We start from the raw sequence: 17595 nt of genomic DNA, 5'->3' as shown, positions 1-17595 counted from the left end.
TCGAGGTTCGACTTTCGGGTAGTGAAACGAGCAGAGCAGTGGATCAAGAGCCTGGCCGTGCAGCTAGCGTCGTTGGATCCCCACGCCCCGCACGCGGACCTCCGGCCCCTCCGGGACGGGCTGCGCGACGCCACCGTCGTGGGGCTCGGCGCGTCGTCCTGGGGAACTCACGAGCTGGCGGCCGTCGCGCACCGCATGTTGCGGTTCTTGGTGGAGAAGTTGGGGTTCCGGTCGTTGTCGTTGGAGGGCGACGACGTAGCGAGCGCTGAGCTCGACGCCTACGTGCGGACGGGGCGGGGCGATCCGCGAGAGGTGCTGGCCGGTGCCGGGCCCTTCCTGCGCACCGAGGAAATCCTCGACGCCGTTCGGTGGATCCGCAGTCGCAACGAGCAGCACCCCGATGACCCGGTGCGGTTGGCCCTGGCGAACGAGGCCGTCGAGCCCGGGCAGGACCTCGCGGACATCGAGCGCGGGTTGGCCGCGAACACCATCCGCTGGCACGAGCGCACCGGGCACAAGATCGTCTACTGGGGCGCCCTCGCGCACCTCGTCAACGGTGCGGCGCGCACGGTGTCGCCGGGGGCGCTGGCCCACCGCAACGCAGGGTAGCTACCTGCGCGAACGCTTCGGCGCGGGATACGTCCCGGTCGGATTGACCTTCCGCAGCGGATCGCCGTGGCACGAGCTGCCCGCTCCGCCGGCGGACTTCGCCGAAACCGTCCTTGCCACCGGGCCGGACGCCTACGTGCTCGACCTGCGCGCCGACGCCCCGGAGGACGTGCGCACCTGGCTCGACGCCCCGACGCGGACGAGGCTGATCGGCCCGCACTACGACCCGGACGACGATGCCGCCTACAACCTCTCCGGCGGTTCCCTGGCGGAATGGCTGGACCTCGTGGTCCACGTCCGCGAGGTCAGCGCCGCCCGCCTGCTCCGCTGACCCCCCTTGCTCCGCCCGGCGCAGGGCTTCGGTGCGCGGCGTTGGTTTGCGACGATGCTGCTGACGATGCATCGCGTCCGGGTGGTGGAAACCGGAGGCGCCAGGCTTGGGACGGGTGGGGTGTGACCATGTACCGACAGCAACTCTCGCACTGGGGCTCGTTCACCGCGGCGACCACGCCGGACGGCCTCGACGTGGTCGCCGACCCGAGCGATCCGGACCCGGCACTGTTGCTGCGCAACGTGCCCGCCGCGCTCGACGAGCGGGTGCGAGTGCTCGCGCCGCATGTGCGGAAGGGCTGGCTGGAGGGCCGGGGCGAGCGCGGCCGGGACGAGTACGTACGGGTCAGCTGGGCGGAGGCGGTCGAACTGGCGGCAGGCGAGCTGGACCGGGTCCGCCGCACCTACGGAAACGAGGCGATCTACGGCGGCTCCTACGGTTGGGGTAGCGCGGGCCGGTTCCACCACGCGCAGAGCCAGGTCCACCGCTTCCTGAACGTCATCGGCGGCTACACCCGTTCGGTGAACTCCTACAGCCTCGGCGCCTCCACCCCGCTGCTGCGGCACGTCGTCGGCAGCGACGACCCGATCAGCCGCCCGACGGCGTGGCCGGTGCTGGCCGAGCACACCGAGCACTTCGTCTGCTTCGGCGGCATCCCGGCGAAGAACTCGCAGGTCAACTCGGGTGGCATCAGCAAGCACGCGGTGGCCGGGCACCTGCGCCGGGCGCGGGAGCGTGGTGCCCGGTTCACGTTGATCAGCCCGCTGCGTGACGACCTCGCCCCGGAGCTCGGCGCCAGGTGGCTTGCGCCGGTGCCGGGCACCGACACCGCGCTGATGCTGGCGCTGAGCCACGTGCTGGTCGAACGCGGTTGGTACGCCGAGGAATTCCTGCGCACGCGCTGCGCAGGGTTCGACGAGTTCTGGAAGTACCTGTCGGGCAAGGCGGACGGCATTCCAAAGAGTCCACAGTGGGCGGAGGAGATCTGCGGCATCGACTCGGCCACCATCGTCGAGCTAGCCGAGTCCATGGCGACGCGGCGCACGATGGTGACGCTGAGCTGGTCGCTGCAGCGGGCCCGCTACGGCGAGCAGGCGCTTTGGGCGGGCATCGCGCTGGCCTGCGTGCTCGGGCAGGTCGGCCTGCCCGGCGGCGGATTCGGCCACGGCTACGGCTCGATGGCAGGCATCGGGGCGCACCCGCTTCCGTACCGGCTGCCGACGTTGCCGCAGGGCGAGAACCCGGTGCGCGAGTACATCCCGGTCGCGCGAGTCGCGGACATGCTGCTCAACCCTGGCCAGGAGTACGAGTACGACGGCGAGCGGCGCCGGTACCCGGACATCCGGCTGGTGTACTGGGCGGGCGGGAACCCGTTCCACCACCACCAGGACCTGGCGCGGCTGACCGAGGCGTTCCGCCGACCGGAGGCGGTAATCGTGCACGACCCGTTCTGGACGGCGACGGCCCGGCACGCCGACATCGTGTTCCCGGCCACGACCACGCTGGAGCGCAACGACCTGGGCTGCGCCCGGGAGGACCGCGCGCTGATCGCCATGCGGCAGGTGGTTCCCCCGCTCGGGGAGTCCCGGTCGGACTTCGAGATCTTCGCCGCACTGGCCGACGAACTGGGGCTGGGCGAGGAGTTCACCGAGGGCCGCGACGAGTGGGCCTGGCTGGAGCACCTGTACGAGCAGTGGCGGCAGAGTTTCGACCCCGGCCTGGACTTCCAGCAGTTCTGGGAGGCCGGCCGGATCGAGTTGCCCGGCGGGCCGGACGACCAGGTCCTCTACGACCAATTCCGCGCGGCCCCGCAGGCGCACCCGCTGCCGACGCCGAGCGGACGGATCGAGCTGTTCTCGCAGCGGATCGACTCCTTCGGCTACGCCGACTGTCCCGGGCATCCGACCTGGTTGGCCGCGGAGGAGCTGGAGGTCCCGCCGGGCACCGGCGAGTTCCCGCTGTTCCTGGTCGCGAACAACCCGGGGACCCGCTTGCACAGCCAACTCGACCACGGCGCGACCAGCGCGGAATCCAAGCTCCACGACCGAGAACCGCTGCGCATCCATCCCGCCGATGCGGAGGGCCGAGGACTGTCCACAGGGGACATCGTCCGGATCAGCAGCGCCACGGGCAGTGCCCTCGCGGCGGTCGTGATCAGCGACGATGTCCGCCCGGGCGTGGTCCAGCTCGCGACCGGCGCCTGGTTCGACCCGAGCGCCCCCGAGGTCGCGACCTGCATCCACGGCAACCCGAACGCCGTGACCCGGGACATCGGAACATCCCGCCTGGCCCAGGGCTGCACGGGGCAGCTGACCAGGGTAGAAGTCCGGCCCCACCAGGCCCCACTGCCACCGCTGCGAACCCGAACCCCGCCGATCGCTTCGAGCTGAACGTCCCCGCACCCCGGTTTTCCGCAATTTCAATGGAAATTGGACCTTCGATTTCAATGGAAATTGCGGTGGTTGTCCACAGCCTCCGGCGTGTCGTGCCCCCGACACGCCGAAGGTATGGGCGATTTCCATTGAAATTGCGGGTTTCAGGCGGCCGCGTTACCGAGGGTCATCAGCAGCCGGTTGTTCCAGGCGAACATCGCCGAGACCGCGACCAGGTCGCGGACGTCGTCGACGTTGAGCCCGGCGGAGTACAGCCGCCGGATGTCGGCGGCCGCCAGCGCCGCCGGGGTTCGGGCCAGGGCGCTCGCGGCGTCGACGACGGCGCGCTGCCGCGGATCCGCCACGGCCGCCGGACCGGCCGTCGCCAACGCGACCGCGGTGATCTGGTCACCGGACAACTGGACCTGACGGCGCCCGTGCACCGCGGCGCAGTATTCGCAACCGTTGATCAGCGACGTGGCGAGCGCGGCGAGCTCGCGGTCTGCACGGTCCAACGCGCTGGTCCCGGTGGTTATCGCGTTGTGGAGCGCGGTCCGCTCGGCCAGCACCTGCGGATCGTGTAGCAGGGTCAGGCGGAACGGGGTCGACTCGGCCTCGGACTCCGGCGGCTCGGCCGCCGGATCGACCCACGGAACCCAGCGCAGCACCGGGAACGCTTCGGCAGGAGTCGGCAGCTCGCAACCGTCGGCGGTGGCCCCGGCCTCGATGGCGTTCACCGGCCCGGCCGGAACCGGCCCGCCCCCGGCCTGCTCGACCAGTGACAACCCGAGCAGTAACCGGACCCGGTAGCTCACGTACCCGACGACCTGCGAGGCGGCGACCACCTGGGCGGAGCTGAGTCCCTGCGCCCGCAACTCGGCGATCTCGTCGAATCCCGCATCGGCCGGATCGAGCGCAACTTGCTCGCAGTGCGCGAGCAGCGCCTGCAACGAATCCGGAAGCTCGGACCAGCGCTCGACGTCCCGCACCGCGTCGGCAGCGCCGTCACCGGCCAGCGAATCGAGCTGGTCGGCCAACTCATCGGCGTATTCCCAGTGCTCGTTCACCAACGCGACGCGCAACGCGATCCGAGCGCGGTCGGCGTGGCTGAGCACGGACTCGTCCGACGGCCGCAGCACGGCGGCATCAACGCTCGCGGTGAGCTCGCGCACGTCCGGCCGGAGCGCGGCCAATGCCTCCTCGGTTCGGCTGACGCGCTCGCTGACGACAGTCGTCATAAGCATCCAATCCAGCTAGAACGGCTTCTCCCGCAATAGTTTTCCACTGCACGCACCCGGCCATGATCGTGCCCACCTCGCCAGGGGCCGCGGCCGTCGGAGCAGCCACGACTGCCTTGGTGCCATGATTGCGTCGGCACGTGGGAGCACCAAGGGGGGAAGCATGGACGGCGAGGCGGTGCCCGCACGGCTGCGTCGGCTCTGGCGCGTTCCGGTCACCTCGCGGCTGGGGCGACCGGCGGAGCTCGACGTGGACCAGGTGGTGCATGCCGCCGTCGACCTGGCGGACCAGCACGGGTTACTCGGGGTCACGCTGCCGAAGACCGCCAAGGAACTCGGCTTCACCACCATGTCCCTCTACCGCTACGTCGGCTCGAAGGATGAGTTATTCGTCCTCATGCAGGACTTCGCGATCGGCGCGCCCCCGGAGATCGCGGCGGACGACTGGTGCGACGGCCTGCGGGAGTGGGCCAAGGCCGAACGCCGGATCACCCACCGGCACCCGTGGATGGCCCAGTTGCCCGTTTCGGAGCCGCCGACCGGGCCGAACCAGATCGCGTGGCTGGAAACCGCCCTGCGCGTCCTGCGCCCCACCAAGCTCGACTGGCCGCAGAAGATGGGCGTGATCATGCTGCTCAGCGGCTACGTCCGGCATTCGACGGAGCTGTCGGAGGAGCTCGAGACCGGTCGCGGCGACATCGACGAACCCGAGGCCACCCGCCGCTACGGCGCGAGCCTGGCGAAGCTGATCGACCCGGAAACGTTCCCGGAAGTCGCCGAAATGCTGACCGCCGGCCTCTTCGAGGCCTCCCCGGGGCCGGGCGAGGACCCGGCGGAAGACCGGGACTTCACCTTCGGCCTGGACCGGATCCTCGACGGAGTAGCCGCCATGACCTAGGGGTCCGCATCACGGCAGGTTGAGCTGCCAGGAGACCCCGAAGCGGTCGTTCAGCCAGCCGAACTTGGTGCGCAACCCGTAGTTGCCCAGCGGCATCAGCTCCTGGCCCTCTTCGGCGAGGGCGCCGTGGAGATCGTCGAGTTCGGCTTCCTCGCGGCAGTTGACGAGCAGCGACATCGACGGGGTGAACGTGAAGGCGTGCGAGACCGCGCTGTCGATGCACATGAACTGCTGGCCGAGGATCGTGAACGTGGCCAGCTGCACGGTGCCTTCGTCGCCGGGGCCCTCGGCGCCGTAGCGGCTGATGGCGAGGATCTCGCCGTCGTCGAACAGTGACGTGTAGAAGGTCATCGCCTCCTCGGCCTTGCCTTCGAACATCAGGAAGGTCGTGATCCGCTGGGGCTCCGGAGGGGTCATCGTCGCTGCTCCCTGGAACGACAGTTCGCCGCAATCCTGCCACCGTCCCGGACTTCCGCAGCTCGGGACGCCTGTCGGACCGCCGGCACTGCCGGGGCGCTCGGGTGCGCGGCCCTACTCGTCGGCGCGAGGAGGGCCCCGACGGTCAGCGCCCCGAGGGCGGTCACGGCCGCGATCGCCCACACCATGAACATCCTGGCCGCCGAGGCGACGGTCCAGCCCTGCTCGACGATCAGACACCCAACCGCAGACGTGCACGCGAAGTCAGCGCAGCGTTAGCGTGGGACACGAACGCCTCCTGGTCGTGAAGTGGTTACCCGACATCTCCACTCCACAACCGGAGGCCTTCCCCACACCGTCATTCACGACCGCGTGTCACGCGATCAAACCCAGGACGACCTCCCCGGACACCACAGCTAAGCGGCTGGCGCCGCTGCAGGTTCTCAAGGCCATGCCACCCCGTCGGGGTTCTTGGCGAGGCCAGTTCCCGGCGTGGTGAATTGGCATTCATGAGTCGGGGATCCCGTAGTCCAGGCCGTCCTGGGTTCCGCTACCCGCACCGCCACGCAAAATGAGTTCGGAAACAGGCTCTGCAGCGCCTTCAATCACTCACGGGTGATCAAGTGCGGAACCGGCCGCCGGGCCCTGCACCCTCCTCCCGGGTTGGGGCCGTACGCTTCGGGTATGGAGCGCGACCCGGTCAATAGCCTGCTGCCCGAACTGGCGGAGTGGGCTGAGAAGCAGGAACAACCGGTGCACGGGAACAGCCACGACGCCGAGATCTTGCTCCGGCTGCTGTACGAGCACGTGGGGCTGGCCGATTTCGCGGAGCTGCGACCGGCGGATCTCGACGAACTGCTGCTGGAGCTGTTCCCCGTCAAGGTGGCCGTCGAACCGGACGAGGACATCGCCGAGGTGATCGCGACGCTCCGCGACCTGCTGAGCTTCGCTGGGGACACGGGCCGGATGTCGACGGAGCAGATCGACGGTCTGCGGCGGAAGGTCGACGAGATCGAGCCGCGGTTCGCCGAGACCGTGATGGACCCGGCGAACTGGGGAGGTGCCCACGCCCTCGAACAGGCCCTCATGGCCGAGGGCGTCGACCCGACCGACGAGGCCGCGGTGGCCCGCTGGGTCGACGAGGCCGCCGAGTCCCTCGGCGAGGCGCAGCCCTACGACCTCCGGGAGGAGCTCGGGCTGCCCGACCGGCTGCCGCCGCTGCGGTTGCCGTCGGACGAAGAACTCGCCGCCGCAGCGCGGCAAAGCCCGTTGCTCGACCGCGCCCGGCGGCTGGCGTTGCGCACGGTCGCCTGCCCGATCAACGCCGGTGAGCTGGGGGTCGGCGACGCCATCGACGTCGCCGGGGAACTCGGCTTCCCGGTTCCGGACGCGGTGGAAGGGATTGCGGACATCCCGGAGCTGGCGAAGCTGTGGGAATGGGCGGCCGAGCTGGAATTCATCGGCCCCGGAACGGAAGTGGTCGAGTTCGGTCCGACCATTGAAGACTGGCCGGACGGCGACGACGAAGCGGTGCTGGACGTCTGGGCGGACGCGCTGGGCCTGCTGCTGGAGGAGATCTTCCAGGACGAGTGCTCCGAGCTCGATCTCGACGACGTCGCCTTCTATGCGATGGTGTCGTTGTTCCTGGTCCGCAGCGAGGGCGTGTCCGTGGCGGAGTTGCGGGACATGATCCGCGAGATCGCCGTGGACGAAACTACTTCGGACGGCGCGTGGGACTCCTGGGTCCAGCGGTGCGGCGATCCGGCGGAGCGGCTGCTCGCGACCCTGGTCGACCTGGGTGCCGCGCAGGTCGACCAGGGCGTCGCGCGCCTCACCCCGCTCGGCCAGTACACCTTCGGGGGCGCGTTGACCGACGGCGGCGTCGAGGTTCCGCTGCTGCCGCCCGTCGAGGAGATGAGCGCCATCGACCTGGTGGACTTCGCCAAGGGCGCGACCGACGAAGAGCTGGCCGCCGAGACCGAGGCCTGGTTCGCGGTCCGCGGATCCGCCGCCGCCGCCGACGACCTGCTGACCGCCGCGGCCGAAGCCGAAGCGGAAGACCGGATGATCGCGGTCGCCATCGCCGCGCCGCTCGCCGAAATCGCGACGCAGCGGTGGCAGCAGGCGCTGGACGAACCGATGCTGCGGCCTTACGCGAAAGTGACGCTCCACCAACTGGATCCGTCCGAGGAGCTCGAATCGACGGTGACCGACGCGGCGCGGTTGCTCACCGACATGCTCGCGGCCGCGCTCGACTCGGTTGACCCCGGGGAGCTGCCCGAACTGCTCGCGGAAACGGTGCCCGCCGGGCAGGAGCCGACGATCTTCGAGGAGATGTGGCGCCTGGACCACCCGGCCGTCCGCGACGTCCTGATGCTGATCGGCGACCAGCACCCGGACAAGAAGATCGCCAAGGCCGCCCGCAAGACATCCTTCAAAATCACCCCCGCCGAGTGATTTCATCGAGGTGAGGGGCACCCTTGAGCGGCACAGCCGCCTGAAGAAGCGGCACAGCCGCCCAAGGGTGCCCCTCACCTGTCACCGGTCCGGGTGGTCAGGCGGCGTCGAGGAGGATCTTGCGGAAGTCGTCCGGGGCGTCGGCCACGATGTTGTGCCCGATCGGCAGCGACCGGACGTGCCACGCCGGGTCCTCCCGCAGGCGCTCGTAGGTCGCGGTGAACGGGGTGTTCTCGAAGTTGGCGAGGTAGACGTACTCGCGGCGCGGAACCCGGTCGAGCGCACCGGTGAGCCGGATCCCCTGCACCAGCGTGGCGAGCGGATGCGGCGTCGCCCGCGGGCTCAGCACCGGCAGCGGCGCCACCGAGAAGCCGTCGGCCTTCGACCCGTACAGGTACCAGTCGTGCCAGACGCCGCTGGTCAGGGAGAACACCGAATCTCCGTCCTGAGGCACGAAAGCGTCGACGTAGACCAGGGATGCGATCCGCTCCGGAACCCGGTCCGCGACGCCGGTGATGACCATCCCGGCATAGCTGTGTCCGCAGAGGACGACATCGCGCAGGTCCTCCTCCTCCAGCAGGCGCACTACGTCGTCGATGTGCGTGTCCAGGTTGATCCCGCCGGTCGGCGCGTCCCGCGGGCCCAGTCCCGGCAACGTCACCGGGTGCGCCGCGTGTCCCTCTTCGCGCAGCTCGGCCGCCAGCGGCTCGTACCACCATCCGCCGTGGCAGGCACCGGGAACCAGCACGTAGGTCGCCATGTCCGTCTCCTTCGAGGTCGTCGTGACACCAACCGTAGGAGCCGTTTAGGACAGAATCTGTCCACAGGCGGATTCACTTGTTGGGGATCCGGTTGGGTCCGGGTGCGCGCGAGGTGGAGCGAACGGCCTGTTCGCCTCGATAGGAGCCTGTTGCAAAATTACGCCCATTACGGACCGTGATCGATCGATCACGGCTGAGATGGCCACTGGCGGACAAGCGGCGGCGATCGAGACTGATTTGGTACTTCGGTTCAGCCGTTTTCGCCGAAAACGCAACAGGCTCATAGGCGGCGCAAACGGGCCGTTCGCTCCACAAGGCGGTTCGCCGACCCGGGCTCGTGAGTGCTCAAGCCGGTTCTTGCCGGAGCGAGCACTCACGACGACGTGCCGAACCACCCCGGCACGTCGAGGCGGAACGTCTCCGCCGGCGCCATGGTGCGCAGGTCCACCTCCAGTTCGCGCAGCCGCTTCGCACCGAGGGCCTTCGCCCACTGCGACCTGAGCTCCTCGAAGATGGCGGCCGAGCGGGCGAGCACGTCGACGCCCCGGTCGGTGAACCGGATCAGCTTCCGCCGGGCGTCGGCCGCGTCGTCGACCCGCTCGACGTACCCGAGGCTCGCCAGGCGGTCCACGGTCTTGCCCGCGGCCTGTTTGGAGATCCCGAGCCGACGTCCCAGCTCGCTGGCCGTCGCGTCCGATCGCCTGCATGGCGAATCCGTGCGCCGGGCGCACGTCGGGGTGTCCTTGCACAGCCAGCTCGGGGTGCAGCCGGTCGATCAGGTCAGTTCTGCTGCCGACGGGCCCGCTTCACCTCGCGGTCGATGGCCCAGGCGTCGGCGACCGGCCCGAGGTGGCCGAGCTTGTCGGGATTGATCACCGTGCGGATGTTCTGAATCTGCCCGTCGAGCACATCGAGGACCATGGTGTGGAGCACCTTGCCGTCCCGGTCGCGGAAGATCGCGCCGGGCTGGCCGTTGACCTCGTGCGGCTCGAACGACACATCGATCCGGCTCATCAAGGGGAAGATCGTGCCCAGCACCCGGGCCACGTTCTGCGCGCCCACGACGGCCCTGGCCAGCTGGGGGCTCTTGCCGCCGCCGTCCCCGACCAGCTGCACATCGGCTGCCAGCAGATCCTGCAGCCCGCCCACATCGCCGTCCTTCAGCGCGTCGAAGAATCGCGTCGCCAGCTCCTGCCGCACCTGCCGGTCCGCTTCGAACCGCGGCCGCCCGGCCTCCATATGCCGCCGCGCCCGCACCAGCAGCTGCCGGCACGCCGCCTCCGACCGCCCCACCGCCGCGGCGACCTCGTCGAACCCGAAGGCGAACACCTCCCGCAGCACGAAGACCGCCCGCTCCAGCGGACTGAGCCGCTCAAGTAGCAGCAGCGCCGCCATCGACACCGAGTCGGCCAGCTCCGCCGACCGGCCCGGATCCTGGTACGGATCGCTGAGCAGCGGCTCAGGAAACCACGGGCCCACGTACTCCTCGCGCCGCACCCGCGCGGAGCGCAGCACATCGATCGAGATCCGCGTGACCGCGGCCGACAGAAAAGCCTTGGTCGACGTGGGCCGGGTCGACGAGCCGTCAAAGCGCAGCCACGTCTCCTGCACCGCATCCTCGGCCTCACCGACGCTGCCCAGAATCCGATAGGCGATCGAGAACAGCAGCGGCCGCAGCTCCTCGAACTCCTCGACCTTGCTCACGCCGACTCCACTCTCTTTGAAGCGGTCTCCTCCGGCCATGCTCGCGTGATCACCCGGACCGCCGCCAGGCCGGCGCAACACCTGAGTCCGGGGCCGCAGCCGGGCCCCGGACCAAACTGATGCCGTTCAGTGGAACTGCCCGGCCTCGTAGTCGCCGGCGGGCTGCTGGGCGATGATGTTCAGCCGGTTCACCGAGTTCATGAAGGACACCAGGATCACCAGGGCGGTGAGCTGCCCCTCGTCGTGGTGCTTGGCGGCGCGCGCCCACACCTCGTCGCTGACCCCGCTAGCCGCATCCGCGACCCGGGTCCCCTCCTCCGCCAGCTCCAGCGCGGCGCGCTCGGCCTCGGTGAAGACCGTGGCCTCCCGCCACGCCGCGACCAGGTTCAGCCGCACCGAGGTCTCGCCGGCAGCGGCGGCCTCCTTGGTGTGCATGTCGATGCAGACGGCGCAGCCGTTGATCTGACTCACGCGAAGCGCCACCAGCTCCTGTGTTGCGGCCGGCAGCGGCGAGTCCTTGAGCGTCTTGCCCGTCGACATGAAGTACTTGAGGACTTTGCCAGCGGTCGGGTCGGCGAAGTAGTCCAGTCGCGCGTCCATGGTGTGCTCCTCTGCGGTCGTCAGTGGCTACACCCCTTGAGACGGGGTAGTCCGACGCCCTGTGACACGGACGAATGTGATCTACGTCTCTCAGTGGCTGTCTCTGAAATCGTTTTGCGCAGCGGTGCCCTGCGCGCGGAAATCCTCGGACAGCGAGTGCAGCAGCTGCGCGATCCGCGGCTGCGGGTCTGGGTGGGCAGCCCTTCCTCGCTGAGGATGGCCAGCGCCTTCCGCAACGTCCCGCGGCTGACCCCGGGCGGCTCCGCGAGCGCGGGCTCCGGTGGCAGCTTGTAGTGCTCCGGCCACTGTCCACTGAGGACGTCATCGCGGAACGCCGCCGCGATCTGCACGTGCAGCGGCGCGGGTGCATCTTGCGAGATGCGCGAAGCGTCGTCCGTCGTCACAGGGCAGATTTACAGTACATCCGGCTTCGCCGAGTGAACGAAGATGTGAACAATGGCCGCACTGGAGACGTCATGCTTGAGCGCATCCCACTGGTGATCGACACCGACACGGCGCAGGACGACTGCATCGCCTTGCTCGCGGGCCTGCTCGATCCCCGAGCTGACCTGCGCGCCGTGACGATGGTCGCCGGCAACGTCGACTTCGGCCACCAGGTCCACAACGCGTACCTGACCTGCAACGTCTCGGGAAAGCTCGGCGACGTCCCGATCTTCCTGGGGTGCCGCCGCCCGATGGTCCGGTCGTGGGAGAGCGCGGAGAACGTGCACGGCGACGGCGCGGGCGGCCTGACGATGGACCTGACGGGCTGCGACCCGGATCCCGAGCACGCGGTGGACGCGCTGATCCGGCTGGCCGCGGAGAGCCCCGGCGAGCTGTCGATCGTCGCGATCGGCCCGCTGACCAACATCGCGACCGCGGTGGTGAAGGACCCGGACTTCGTCCGGAACGTCAAAACCCTTTACGTGATGGGCGGTTCCAACAACGCCCGCGGCAACATCACCGCAGCCGCCGAGTTCAATTTCTATGCAGACCCCGAGGCGGCGAAGGCGGTGTTCGCGGCGGGCTTCGAGATCGTGGTGGTCCCGTGGGCGCCGCTCACCCTGGACCAGGCGGTGTTCGCGCAGCCCGCGCTCGACGAGATCGAGGCCCTGGACACCCCGCTGTCGGACTTCTTCACCCGCGTCTGCGCGGCGACGCTGGAATTCGACCGCAGCGTCGGCATCGACGGCACCACCCACCCCGACTCGCTGACGGCGGCGGTCCTGCTGCACCCGGAGCTGATCCGCCGCAGCGCCCGCTACCACGTGGACGTCGAGACGGCCGGCGAGCTGACCCGTGGCTACGCGGCGATGTCCTGGGGAGTCCACGGCCTGGAAGCCAACGCGACGGTCATCGAGGAGATCGACGCCGAAGCGTTCTTCGACTACATCAAGGGCCTGCTGGCCACGAAGACCACCCCGGCCCGCGAACTCGCCTGACTGCCAGGGTTTCAGGAGCGAGAGCGCTGAGAGGCCTGCAACTGCCCCGGCCGCTGGTGCTCACGGCCCGCTCACCGCTGGTGCTCACGGCCCTGCTGGTGGCGGTGGCCAGCTTCCAGAGAAAGCGACCATGCTGTCGCCGGCCATCGACAACATGAGTACGGCGCTGAACACGGCCGTCGGCACGATCGGCCTGAGCGCAACGGAGTTCCTGTTCGTCGCGGGCCTAGCGGGCGTGATCCTGCCGCGCTACAGCGACATCATCGGCCGCCGCCGAGCGCTCTTCGGTTCGATCGCGGTGATGGCCCTGGGAGCCTGATCGCCACGCTCGCACTGAACGTCGAGGTGCTGATGGTCGGCCGGGCACTGCAAGGTGCTAGTGGCGCAACGATTTCCCTCGGCATCCTGACGCTGCGCGGCATCCTGCGGACCAAGGTTCGGCCGCTACCTGGGAACCGCTGACGGCGGTCAACAGCGGTGTGGCGGGCGTGGACACGCTGCTGGGCGGAGTCATCACGGACACGATCGGCTTCCGCGGCATCTTCGGCTTCACCTTCGTCCTAAAGGTGATCGCGGTGGCGGTGATCGCGGCCTGGGTCCCGGACTCGACGCGCACGGGCACCCGGATGGACTGGAAGGGCGCGGCGGTGATCTGCCTGGCCCTGCTGGGACTGAACGCCTGGCTGAAGCCCGGCCCGACGGCGGGCTGGTTCGCCCCGTGGCTGATGGCGTGCCTGGCAGCGGGCTGGTGCTGCTGGTGGCGTTCTGGCTGATGGAGCGCGGGCAGAACGATCCGCTCCCTACCGCTGCCGGCGCTGCGCAGCCGAGGAGTGTGGGGCCTGCTGCTGACGACGTTCTGCACGATAGCGTCGATCTTCGCGGTCCTGACGTTCGTGTACCCGACGTTGGCGCAGAACGCGACGGCGGGCTTCGGCTACGACGGAACGACAACCGCCCGATGTTCCTGATGCCCTACGCCCTGGCGGGCTGGATCCTAGCGCCCCTGGCGGGCTCGCTGGCCCCGAAGATCGGCTACCGAAACACGCTGAGAATCGGCCTGGTGGGCAACCTGGCCCTGATCGCAGCGACGATGCTCGCGGTGAACTCCCCGTGGCTGTTGTTCGTGCTGGTAGCGCTGATGGGTGTGTCTTACGCGGCGTGCGCGGCAACGGCCCTGAACGGCATGGGAGTGATCGACGCCCCAGCGAAGTCCCCAGGGATCCTCCCAGGCCTAAACGCAACAATGTTCAACCTCGGAGCCTCCGTGGGCATCGGAGTGCTGTCAGGTCTGGTAGCCAAAGGCTCCCCAGACGGAGCGACCGACCCAGCAGGCTTCACAACGGCCCTGGTGGTGGCAACAGCGATCTCGGCAGCGGCCCTGGTTGTGTCCTTCGCCTTGCCCGGCAAGGTGGGTTCGGTGGAGAAAATCTGACCTGGGCTACATCATTCGACTGCGGCGCGTTGTACCGCTTTTCCCTCCGAAACCCCTACAACGAGGACACACCTCCGCACCACCAGTAACACCTGGCTAGCTGCGGCGGTCACCGGCGGGACCGGACCTCCTGCGCGACGCGGGCCGCGCCGACTTGCGGGTCCTCGTGTTCCCAGATCCGGATGACCGACCAGCCCGCCTCGGCCAGCAGGCGGTCGGTCTCCCGGTCGCGTTCGCGGTTGCGCCGAACCTTTTCCGCCCAGAATTCGGAGTTCGTCGCCGACTGTGTGTGGTGCTCCGGACATCCGTGCCAGAAGCAGCCGTCAAGGAACACCGCGACCTTGGCCCGGCTGAACGTCAGGTCGGCGGTTCGACGGATCGCGAGGAGCGGGCGCGTCGACACCCGGTAGCGCAACCCCAATGCGTGCACGGCGCGCCGCAGCGCCAACTCCGGTTTCGTGTCTCGCCCCTTGTTGGCCTGCATGCTCTTGCGTGTGCCCTCGTTGGACGCACCCACCGGCCGGCTCGAAGCCATGGTCGTTACTGTACGTCACGGGCCATGCGTAGTTTATCGGATGGCTGAACGCGGGGGACCTCGTCGTCTTCGCACATCGAGGCTGATCGGAGGACCGGTGAGGCGTTTCACGAGCCTGAATATCTGCGCGGGTGCCGGTGGCATGGCGATCGGACTGGAAACAGCAGGTTTCGATTTGGTCATTTCTTCGATGAGGACGCCGACGCATGCGCCACACTTCGGGCGAACCGTCCGGCCTGGGATGTGCGGCAGCACGATCTGCTCGAGTTCATCGGCAGCGATCACCCCCAGGTCCTGGACGTTGACCTCTTCGCTGGCGCACCGCCCAGAGTCCCATACTCGGTGGCGGGAAACCGGCGGACGGTCGAGCAGACGCGCGATCCCTTCCGCGCGGCGGTCTGGCTTGCTGCGGAGATCCAACCGAAAGCGATCCTGCTGGACTACGTCCCCGCGTTGGTCAAGGACGAAGCTTTTCGGGCCGAGCGTGACTTCATCCGTGAAGAACTGGGGAACTGCGGATACGAGGTGGAATGGACGGTCCTCGACGCCCAGCGGTTCGGCATTCCGCAGCGCAGGCTGCACGGTCTGATCGTGGGAATGGCACCGGAGCATCTCGCCCGTTTCTCGTGGCCAGCCGGCAGCGATCAGGGGACGCTGACAGTCGGCGAAGTGCTTCGGGAATCCATGGCGAGTCGTGGATGGTCCGGTGCCGAGGAGTGGAGCCGGCGGGCGAACGAGATCGCTCCGACGATCGTCGGAGGCGCCAAGGGGAGAGGTGGGGCCGATCTCGGGCCCTCTCGGACGAAGGACATCTGGGCGAGCCTGTGCGTGAACGGTGCGAGCGTCGCAGATCAGCCGCCGGGACCCGAACACGTCGTTGACCCGGATGATCGCAAGACGTTCCCGAAACTGACAGTAGAGCAGGCTGCGGACCTGCAGGGATTCCCCGCCGACTGCTCCTTCTCCGGGCGGAAGACGTCCTGCTTTCGGCAGGTCGGACATGCCGTGCCGCCCGCCCTCGCGGAGGCTGTCGGGACGTCAATCGCGGCCCCCCGGGCCACCGCATGACCGAACTCCGGAAAATAGCGTGCGGACCTCGGCATGTGCGGCCCGGCCGGGCTCGGCCACTCGATAAAGTGATCGCCATGACCGCGAACCCCGACCGCATCAACGTGATCGACCTCTTCGCCGGTTGTGGTGGATTCACGCAGGGGTTCCGGGAGTTCCTCCCACCGGGCGCCACGACGTCGCCCTTCCGGACGGTGGGAGCCGTCGAGTGGGACATCGCCGCAGCCTCGACCTATGCAGCCAATTTTGCAGAGGAGGCAGGCGGCACAGACAAGATTTTCGCGGGCCGGGAGTACGGTGACATCACCCACTGGGACCCGAGGCAGATCAAGAACGAGGTCGATGTCATCCTCGGCGGCCCGCCGTGCCAGGGATTTTCGAGCCTGGGCAAGGAAGACTCCGATGATCCGCGGAATGAGCTCTGGCAGCAGTACATGCGGGTGGTCAATGTCCTGCACCCGAAGGTCTTCGTCATCGAGAACGTCGACCGCTTTCTCACCTCGCGTGCCTATCAGGAGTTCTATGCGAGCCTCCAAAGCGCCACTGGGCGAGGGGGCGAGCTCCGGGATTATGTGTTGGAGGAGCCGAGGATCCTCAACGCTGCGGACTACGGCGTCCCCCAGGCGCGGCGGCGGGCGATCATCCTCGCCACCCGGCGGGACCTGATCAACGAGCACCTGGAGGGCGTCGGCCTGCAGTATCCTCAGCCGACTCACGGCAGGAACGTCGTCCAGACCCTCGATCGTCCGCTCCTTTCGGGGGGACAGGAGCTTAAGCCGTGGGTTCCGGTGCGCGAGGTTCTTTCCCCGCGGTGGCACAAGACAAAGGGCACGAGCTTGCCGGACAGGAGCAAAAACCTGCTCGGCAAGGAGCTTCCCGGAATCTTCCGGACTCGGGAGCTGCACATCGGGCGACAGCCGACGGAACACTCGTTGGAGCGGTATGCGGCCATTCCTCCGGGCGGCAATCGTCACGACTTGCCGGAGCGACTCTCCACGGAAAGTTGGATGCGGCATCGCAGCGGATCGGGCGATGTCATGGGCCGGCTGCACTGGGACCGGCCTTCGGTGACGATCCGGACTGAGTTCTACAAGCCGGAGAAGGGGCGGTACCTGCACCCGAAGGAGAACCGCCCCATCACGCATATGGAGGCGGCACTCCTGCAGGACTTCCCGATGGATTTCAAGTGGTGCGGCAGCAAGGTCGAGATCGCGCGTCAGATCGGAAACGCAGTCCCGGTCGGCTTGGCGCGCGCTATCGCGACGGAGGTCTACGGCTACTTGCTCGAGATAGCGGATCAACAAGCCGCGAGGGGACTCCGGGAGATTGCCTAACCGTTCTGGGCTCCCCTTCGTTGTTGCTCGCCTCGGTCGTGTAGCGAGGCATCTCTGAACAGCTTCTCGAAGTGCGCCAGACCTTCTCGATTGATTCCGGTGGGATCTGCCCATCCAATGGTCATTCCAGCAGTCCTTGGTGTGGGATGTGCACGCCGATCCGGTCGACCCAGTCACGATAGACATCTGTTTCGGACGGGGCAGTCTTGGCCCCGCAGCTCGAACAGCAAGGTGGTCCGCCGAGTCGACTGCCTTGGCGACCGAATTTGCCCCGCATCGACTGCGCACGAGTCCGCGATCGAGTGGCCCAGTCAGGACCAGGGCAGTGGTCCGGTGTCGCGAGATGTCCAGGCGCAGCGCGGTTCCCAGCACGTCTCGATTGCCGCAGAAGATCACG

Annotated in this window: 18 protein-coding genes and 1 pseudogene; 11 read left to right on the top strand and 8 right to left on the bottom strand. The window is 68.4% G+C overall.

Translation table 11 applies throughout. The features are described from left to right. Window positions 1–21 precede the first annotated feature (21 nt). The 3 genes from DL519_RS47285 to DL519_RS26915 all read left to right on the top strand — a co-directional run bounded on the left by DL519_RS47285 (window position 22) and on the right by DL519_RS26915 (window position 3330). Window positions 22–609: an erythromycin esterase family protein gene (locus DL519_RS47285; protein ID WP_223839597.1), complete on the top strand. Its 588-nt coding sequence runs from the start codon at window positions 22–24 to the stop codon at window positions 607–609. Next, window positions 557–940, top strand: coding sequence for an erythromycin esterase family protein (locus DL519_RS47280; RefSeq protein ID WP_223839595.1), 384 nt, complete (start codon window positions 557–559; stop codon window positions 938–940). The genes DL519_RS47285 and DL519_RS47280 overlap by 53 nt, the downstream gene beginning before the upstream one ends. Window positions 941–1068: 128 nt before the next feature. Then, window positions 1069–3330 (top strand): molybdopterin-dependent oxidoreductase, encoded by a 2262-nt coding sequence (locus DL519_RS26915; protein WP_190818870.1) that lies wholly within the window; start codon window positions 1069–1071, stop codon window positions 3328–3330. Window positions 3331–3476: 146 nt separating this feature from the next. Here the strand turns inward: DL519_RS26915 and DL519_RS26910 are convergent, their stop codons facing one another. Continuing rightward, window positions 3477–4550, bottom strand: coding sequence for a peroxidase-related enzyme (locus tag DL519_RS26910; protein ID WP_190818868.1), 1074 nt, complete (start codon window positions 4548–4550; stop codon window positions 3477–3479). A 163-nt stretch (window positions 4551–4713) separates the two neighbouring features. On the opposite strand from DL519_RS26910, the gene DL519_RS26905 reads away from it, so the two are divergent. Next, complete coding sequence (locus DL519_RS26905) at window positions 4714–5448, top strand: TetR/AcrR family transcriptional regulator (RefSeq protein WP_190818866.1); 735 nt, start codon at window positions 4714–4716, stop codon at window positions 5446–5448. 9 nt (window positions 5449–5457) lie between these two features. Here DL519_RS26905 and DL519_RS26900 read toward each other — a convergent pair whose 3' ends face one another. Continuing rightward, window positions 5458–5865 (bottom strand): VOC family protein, encoded by a 408-nt coding sequence (locus DL519_RS26900; RefSeq protein WP_190818865.1) that lies wholly within the window; start codon window positions 5863–5865, stop codon window positions 5458–5460. 684 nt (window positions 5866–6549) lie between these two features. On the opposite strand from DL519_RS26900, the gene DL519_RS26895 reads away from it, so the two are divergent. Next, complete coding sequence (locus tag DL519_RS26895; RefSeq protein WP_190818863.1) at window positions 6550–8322, top strand: hypothetical protein; 1773 nt, start codon at window positions 6550–6552, stop codon at window positions 8320–8322. A gap of 97 nt (window positions 8323–8419) precedes the next feature. On the opposite strand, the gene DL519_RS26890 is transcribed toward DL519_RS26895, so the two are convergent. The 5 genes and pseudogenes from DL519_RS26890 to DL519_RS50390 form a co-directional block, all read right to left on the bottom strand. Then, window positions 8420–9082, bottom strand: coding sequence for an alpha/beta fold hydrolase (locus tag DL519_RS26890; RefSeq protein ID WP_190818861.1), 663 nt, complete (start codon window positions 9080–9082; stop codon window positions 8420–8422). 374 nt (window positions 9083–9456) lie between these two features. Continuing rightward, window positions 9457–9862 (bottom strand): annotated as a pseudogene (locus tag DL519_RS26885) (MarR family winged helix-turn-helix transcriptional regulator). A 1-nt stretch (window position 9863) separates the two neighbouring features. Beyond that, on the bottom strand, window positions 9864–10787 hold the full coding sequence (locus DL519_RS26880) for an RNA polymerase sigma-70 factor (RefSeq protein ID WP_190818860.1): 924 nt from the start codon (window positions 10785–10787) through the stop codon (window positions 9864–9866). Window positions 10788–10913: 126 nt separating this feature from the next. Further along, a complete protein-coding gene (locus tag DL519_RS26875) occupies window positions 10914–11387 on the bottom strand; it encodes a carboxymuconolactone decarboxylase family protein (RefSeq protein ID WP_190818858.1) in 474 nt (157 codons plus the stop codon). A gap of 20 nt (window positions 11388–11407) precedes the next feature. Further along, the gene (locus tag DL519_RS50390; RefSeq protein WP_223840363.1) at window positions 11408–11737 is read right to left on the bottom strand and encodes a GntR family transcriptional regulator; all 330 of its coding nucleotides are present in this window, start codon (window positions 11735–11737) and stop codon (window positions 11408–11410) included. 126 nt (window positions 11738–11863) lie between these two features. Between DL519_RS50390 and DL519_RS26865 the strand changes: the two genes are divergently transcribed. The 4 genes from DL519_RS26865 (at window position 11864) to DL519_RS26850 (ending at window position 14261) form a co-directional block, all read left to right on the top strand. Further along, window positions 11864–12829 (top strand): nucleoside hydrolase, encoded by a 966-nt coding sequence (locus DL519_RS26865; RefSeq protein WP_190818856.1) that lies wholly within the window; start codon window positions 11864–11866, stop codon window positions 12827–12829. A gap of 130 nt (window positions 12830–12959) precedes the next feature. Further along, window positions 12960–13148 (top strand): hypothetical protein, encoded by a 189-nt coding sequence (locus tag DL519_RS26860; RefSeq protein ID WP_190818855.1) that lies wholly within the window; start codon window positions 12960–12962, stop codon window positions 13146–13148. 169 nt (window positions 13149–13317) lie between these two features. Then, window positions 13318–13602, top strand: coding sequence for a hypothetical protein (locus DL519_RS26855; RefSeq protein ID WP_190818853.1), 285 nt, complete (start codon window positions 13318–13320; stop codon window positions 13600–13602). Next, window positions 13578–14261, top strand: a complete 684-nt coding sequence (locus tag DL519_RS26850) for an MFS transporter (protein ID WP_190818852.1) — start codon at window positions 13578–13580, stop codon at window positions 14259–14261. The genes DL519_RS26855 and DL519_RS26850 overlap by 25 nt, the downstream gene beginning before the upstream one ends. Window positions 14262–14370: 109 nt before the next feature. On the opposite strand, the gene DL519_RS26845 is transcribed toward DL519_RS26850, so the two are convergent. Then, complete coding sequence (locus tag DL519_RS26845) at window positions 14371–14778, bottom strand: very short patch repair endonuclease (RefSeq protein WP_223839593.1); 408 nt, start codon at window positions 14776–14778, stop codon at window positions 14371–14373. Window positions 14779–15039: 261 nt separating this feature from the next. On the opposite strand from DL519_RS26845, the gene DL519_RS26840 reads away from it, so the two are divergent. Both DL519_RS26840 and DL519_RS26835 read left to right on the top strand, forming a co-directional pair. Then, on the top strand, window positions 15040–15864 hold the full coding sequence (locus tag DL519_RS26840) for a DNA cytosine methyltransferase (protein ID WP_263399722.1): 825 nt from the start codon (window positions 15040–15042) through the stop codon (window positions 15862–15864). Between the two features lie 77 nt (window positions 15865–15941). Further along, window positions 15942–17198, top strand: a complete 1257-nt coding sequence (locus DL519_RS26835) for a DNA cytosine methyltransferase (protein ID WP_190818849.1) — start codon at window positions 15942–15944, stop codon at window positions 17196–17198. Window positions 17199–17595: the final 397 nt, after the last annotated feature.

The organism is Saccharopolyspora pogona (assembly GCF_014697215.1).
GTDB lineage: Bacteria > Actinomycetota > Actinomycetes > Mycobacteriales > Pseudonocardiaceae > Saccharopolyspora > Saccharopolyspora hattusasensis.
Note: the sequence above shows the minus strand (reverse complement) of the source record. Positions and strands in the feature narration are given on the sequence as shown.

Bases quoted from the DNA above. Each gene is read 5' to 3' on its own strand.
- DL519_RS26915 (WP_190818870.1), top strand. From the start codon at position 1,069: ATGTACCGACAGCAACTCTCGCACTGGGGCTCGTTCACCGCGGCGACC.
- DL519_RS26910 (WP_190818868.1), bottom strand. From the start codon at position 4,550: ATGACGACTGTCGTCAGCGAGCGCGTCAGCCGAACCGAGGAGGCATTG.
- DL519_RS26905 (WP_190818866.1), top strand. From the start codon at position 4,714: ATGGACGGCGAGGCGGTGCCCGCACGGCTGCGTCGGCTCTGGCGCGTT.
- DL519_RS26900 (WP_190818865.1), bottom strand. From the start codon at position 5,865: ATGACCCCTCCGGAGCCCCAGCGGATCACGACCTTCCTGATGTTCGAA.
- DL519_RS26895 (WP_190818863.1), top strand. From the start codon at position 6,550: ATGGAGCGCGACCCGGTCAATAGCCTGCTGCCCGAACTGGCGGAGTGG.
- DL519_RS26890 (WP_190818861.1), bottom strand. From the start codon at position 9,082: ATGGCGACCTACGTGCTGGTTCCCGGTGCCTGCCACGGCGGATGGTGG.
- DL519_RS26875 (WP_190818858.1), bottom strand. From the start codon at position 11,387: ATGGACGCGCGACTGGACTACTTCGCCGACCCGACCGCTGGCAAAGTC.
- DL519_RS26865 (WP_190818856.1), top strand. From the start codon at position 11,864: ATGCTTGAGCGCATCCCACTGGTGATCGACACCGACACGGCGCAGGAC.
- DL519_RS26860 (WP_190818855.1), top strand. From the start codon at position 12,960: ATGCTGTCGCCGGCCATCGACAACATGAGTACGGCGCTGAACACGGCC.
- DL519_RS26835 (WP_190818849.1), top strand. From the start codon at position 15,942: ATGACCGCGAACCCCGACCGCATCAACGTGATCGACCTCTTCGCCGGT.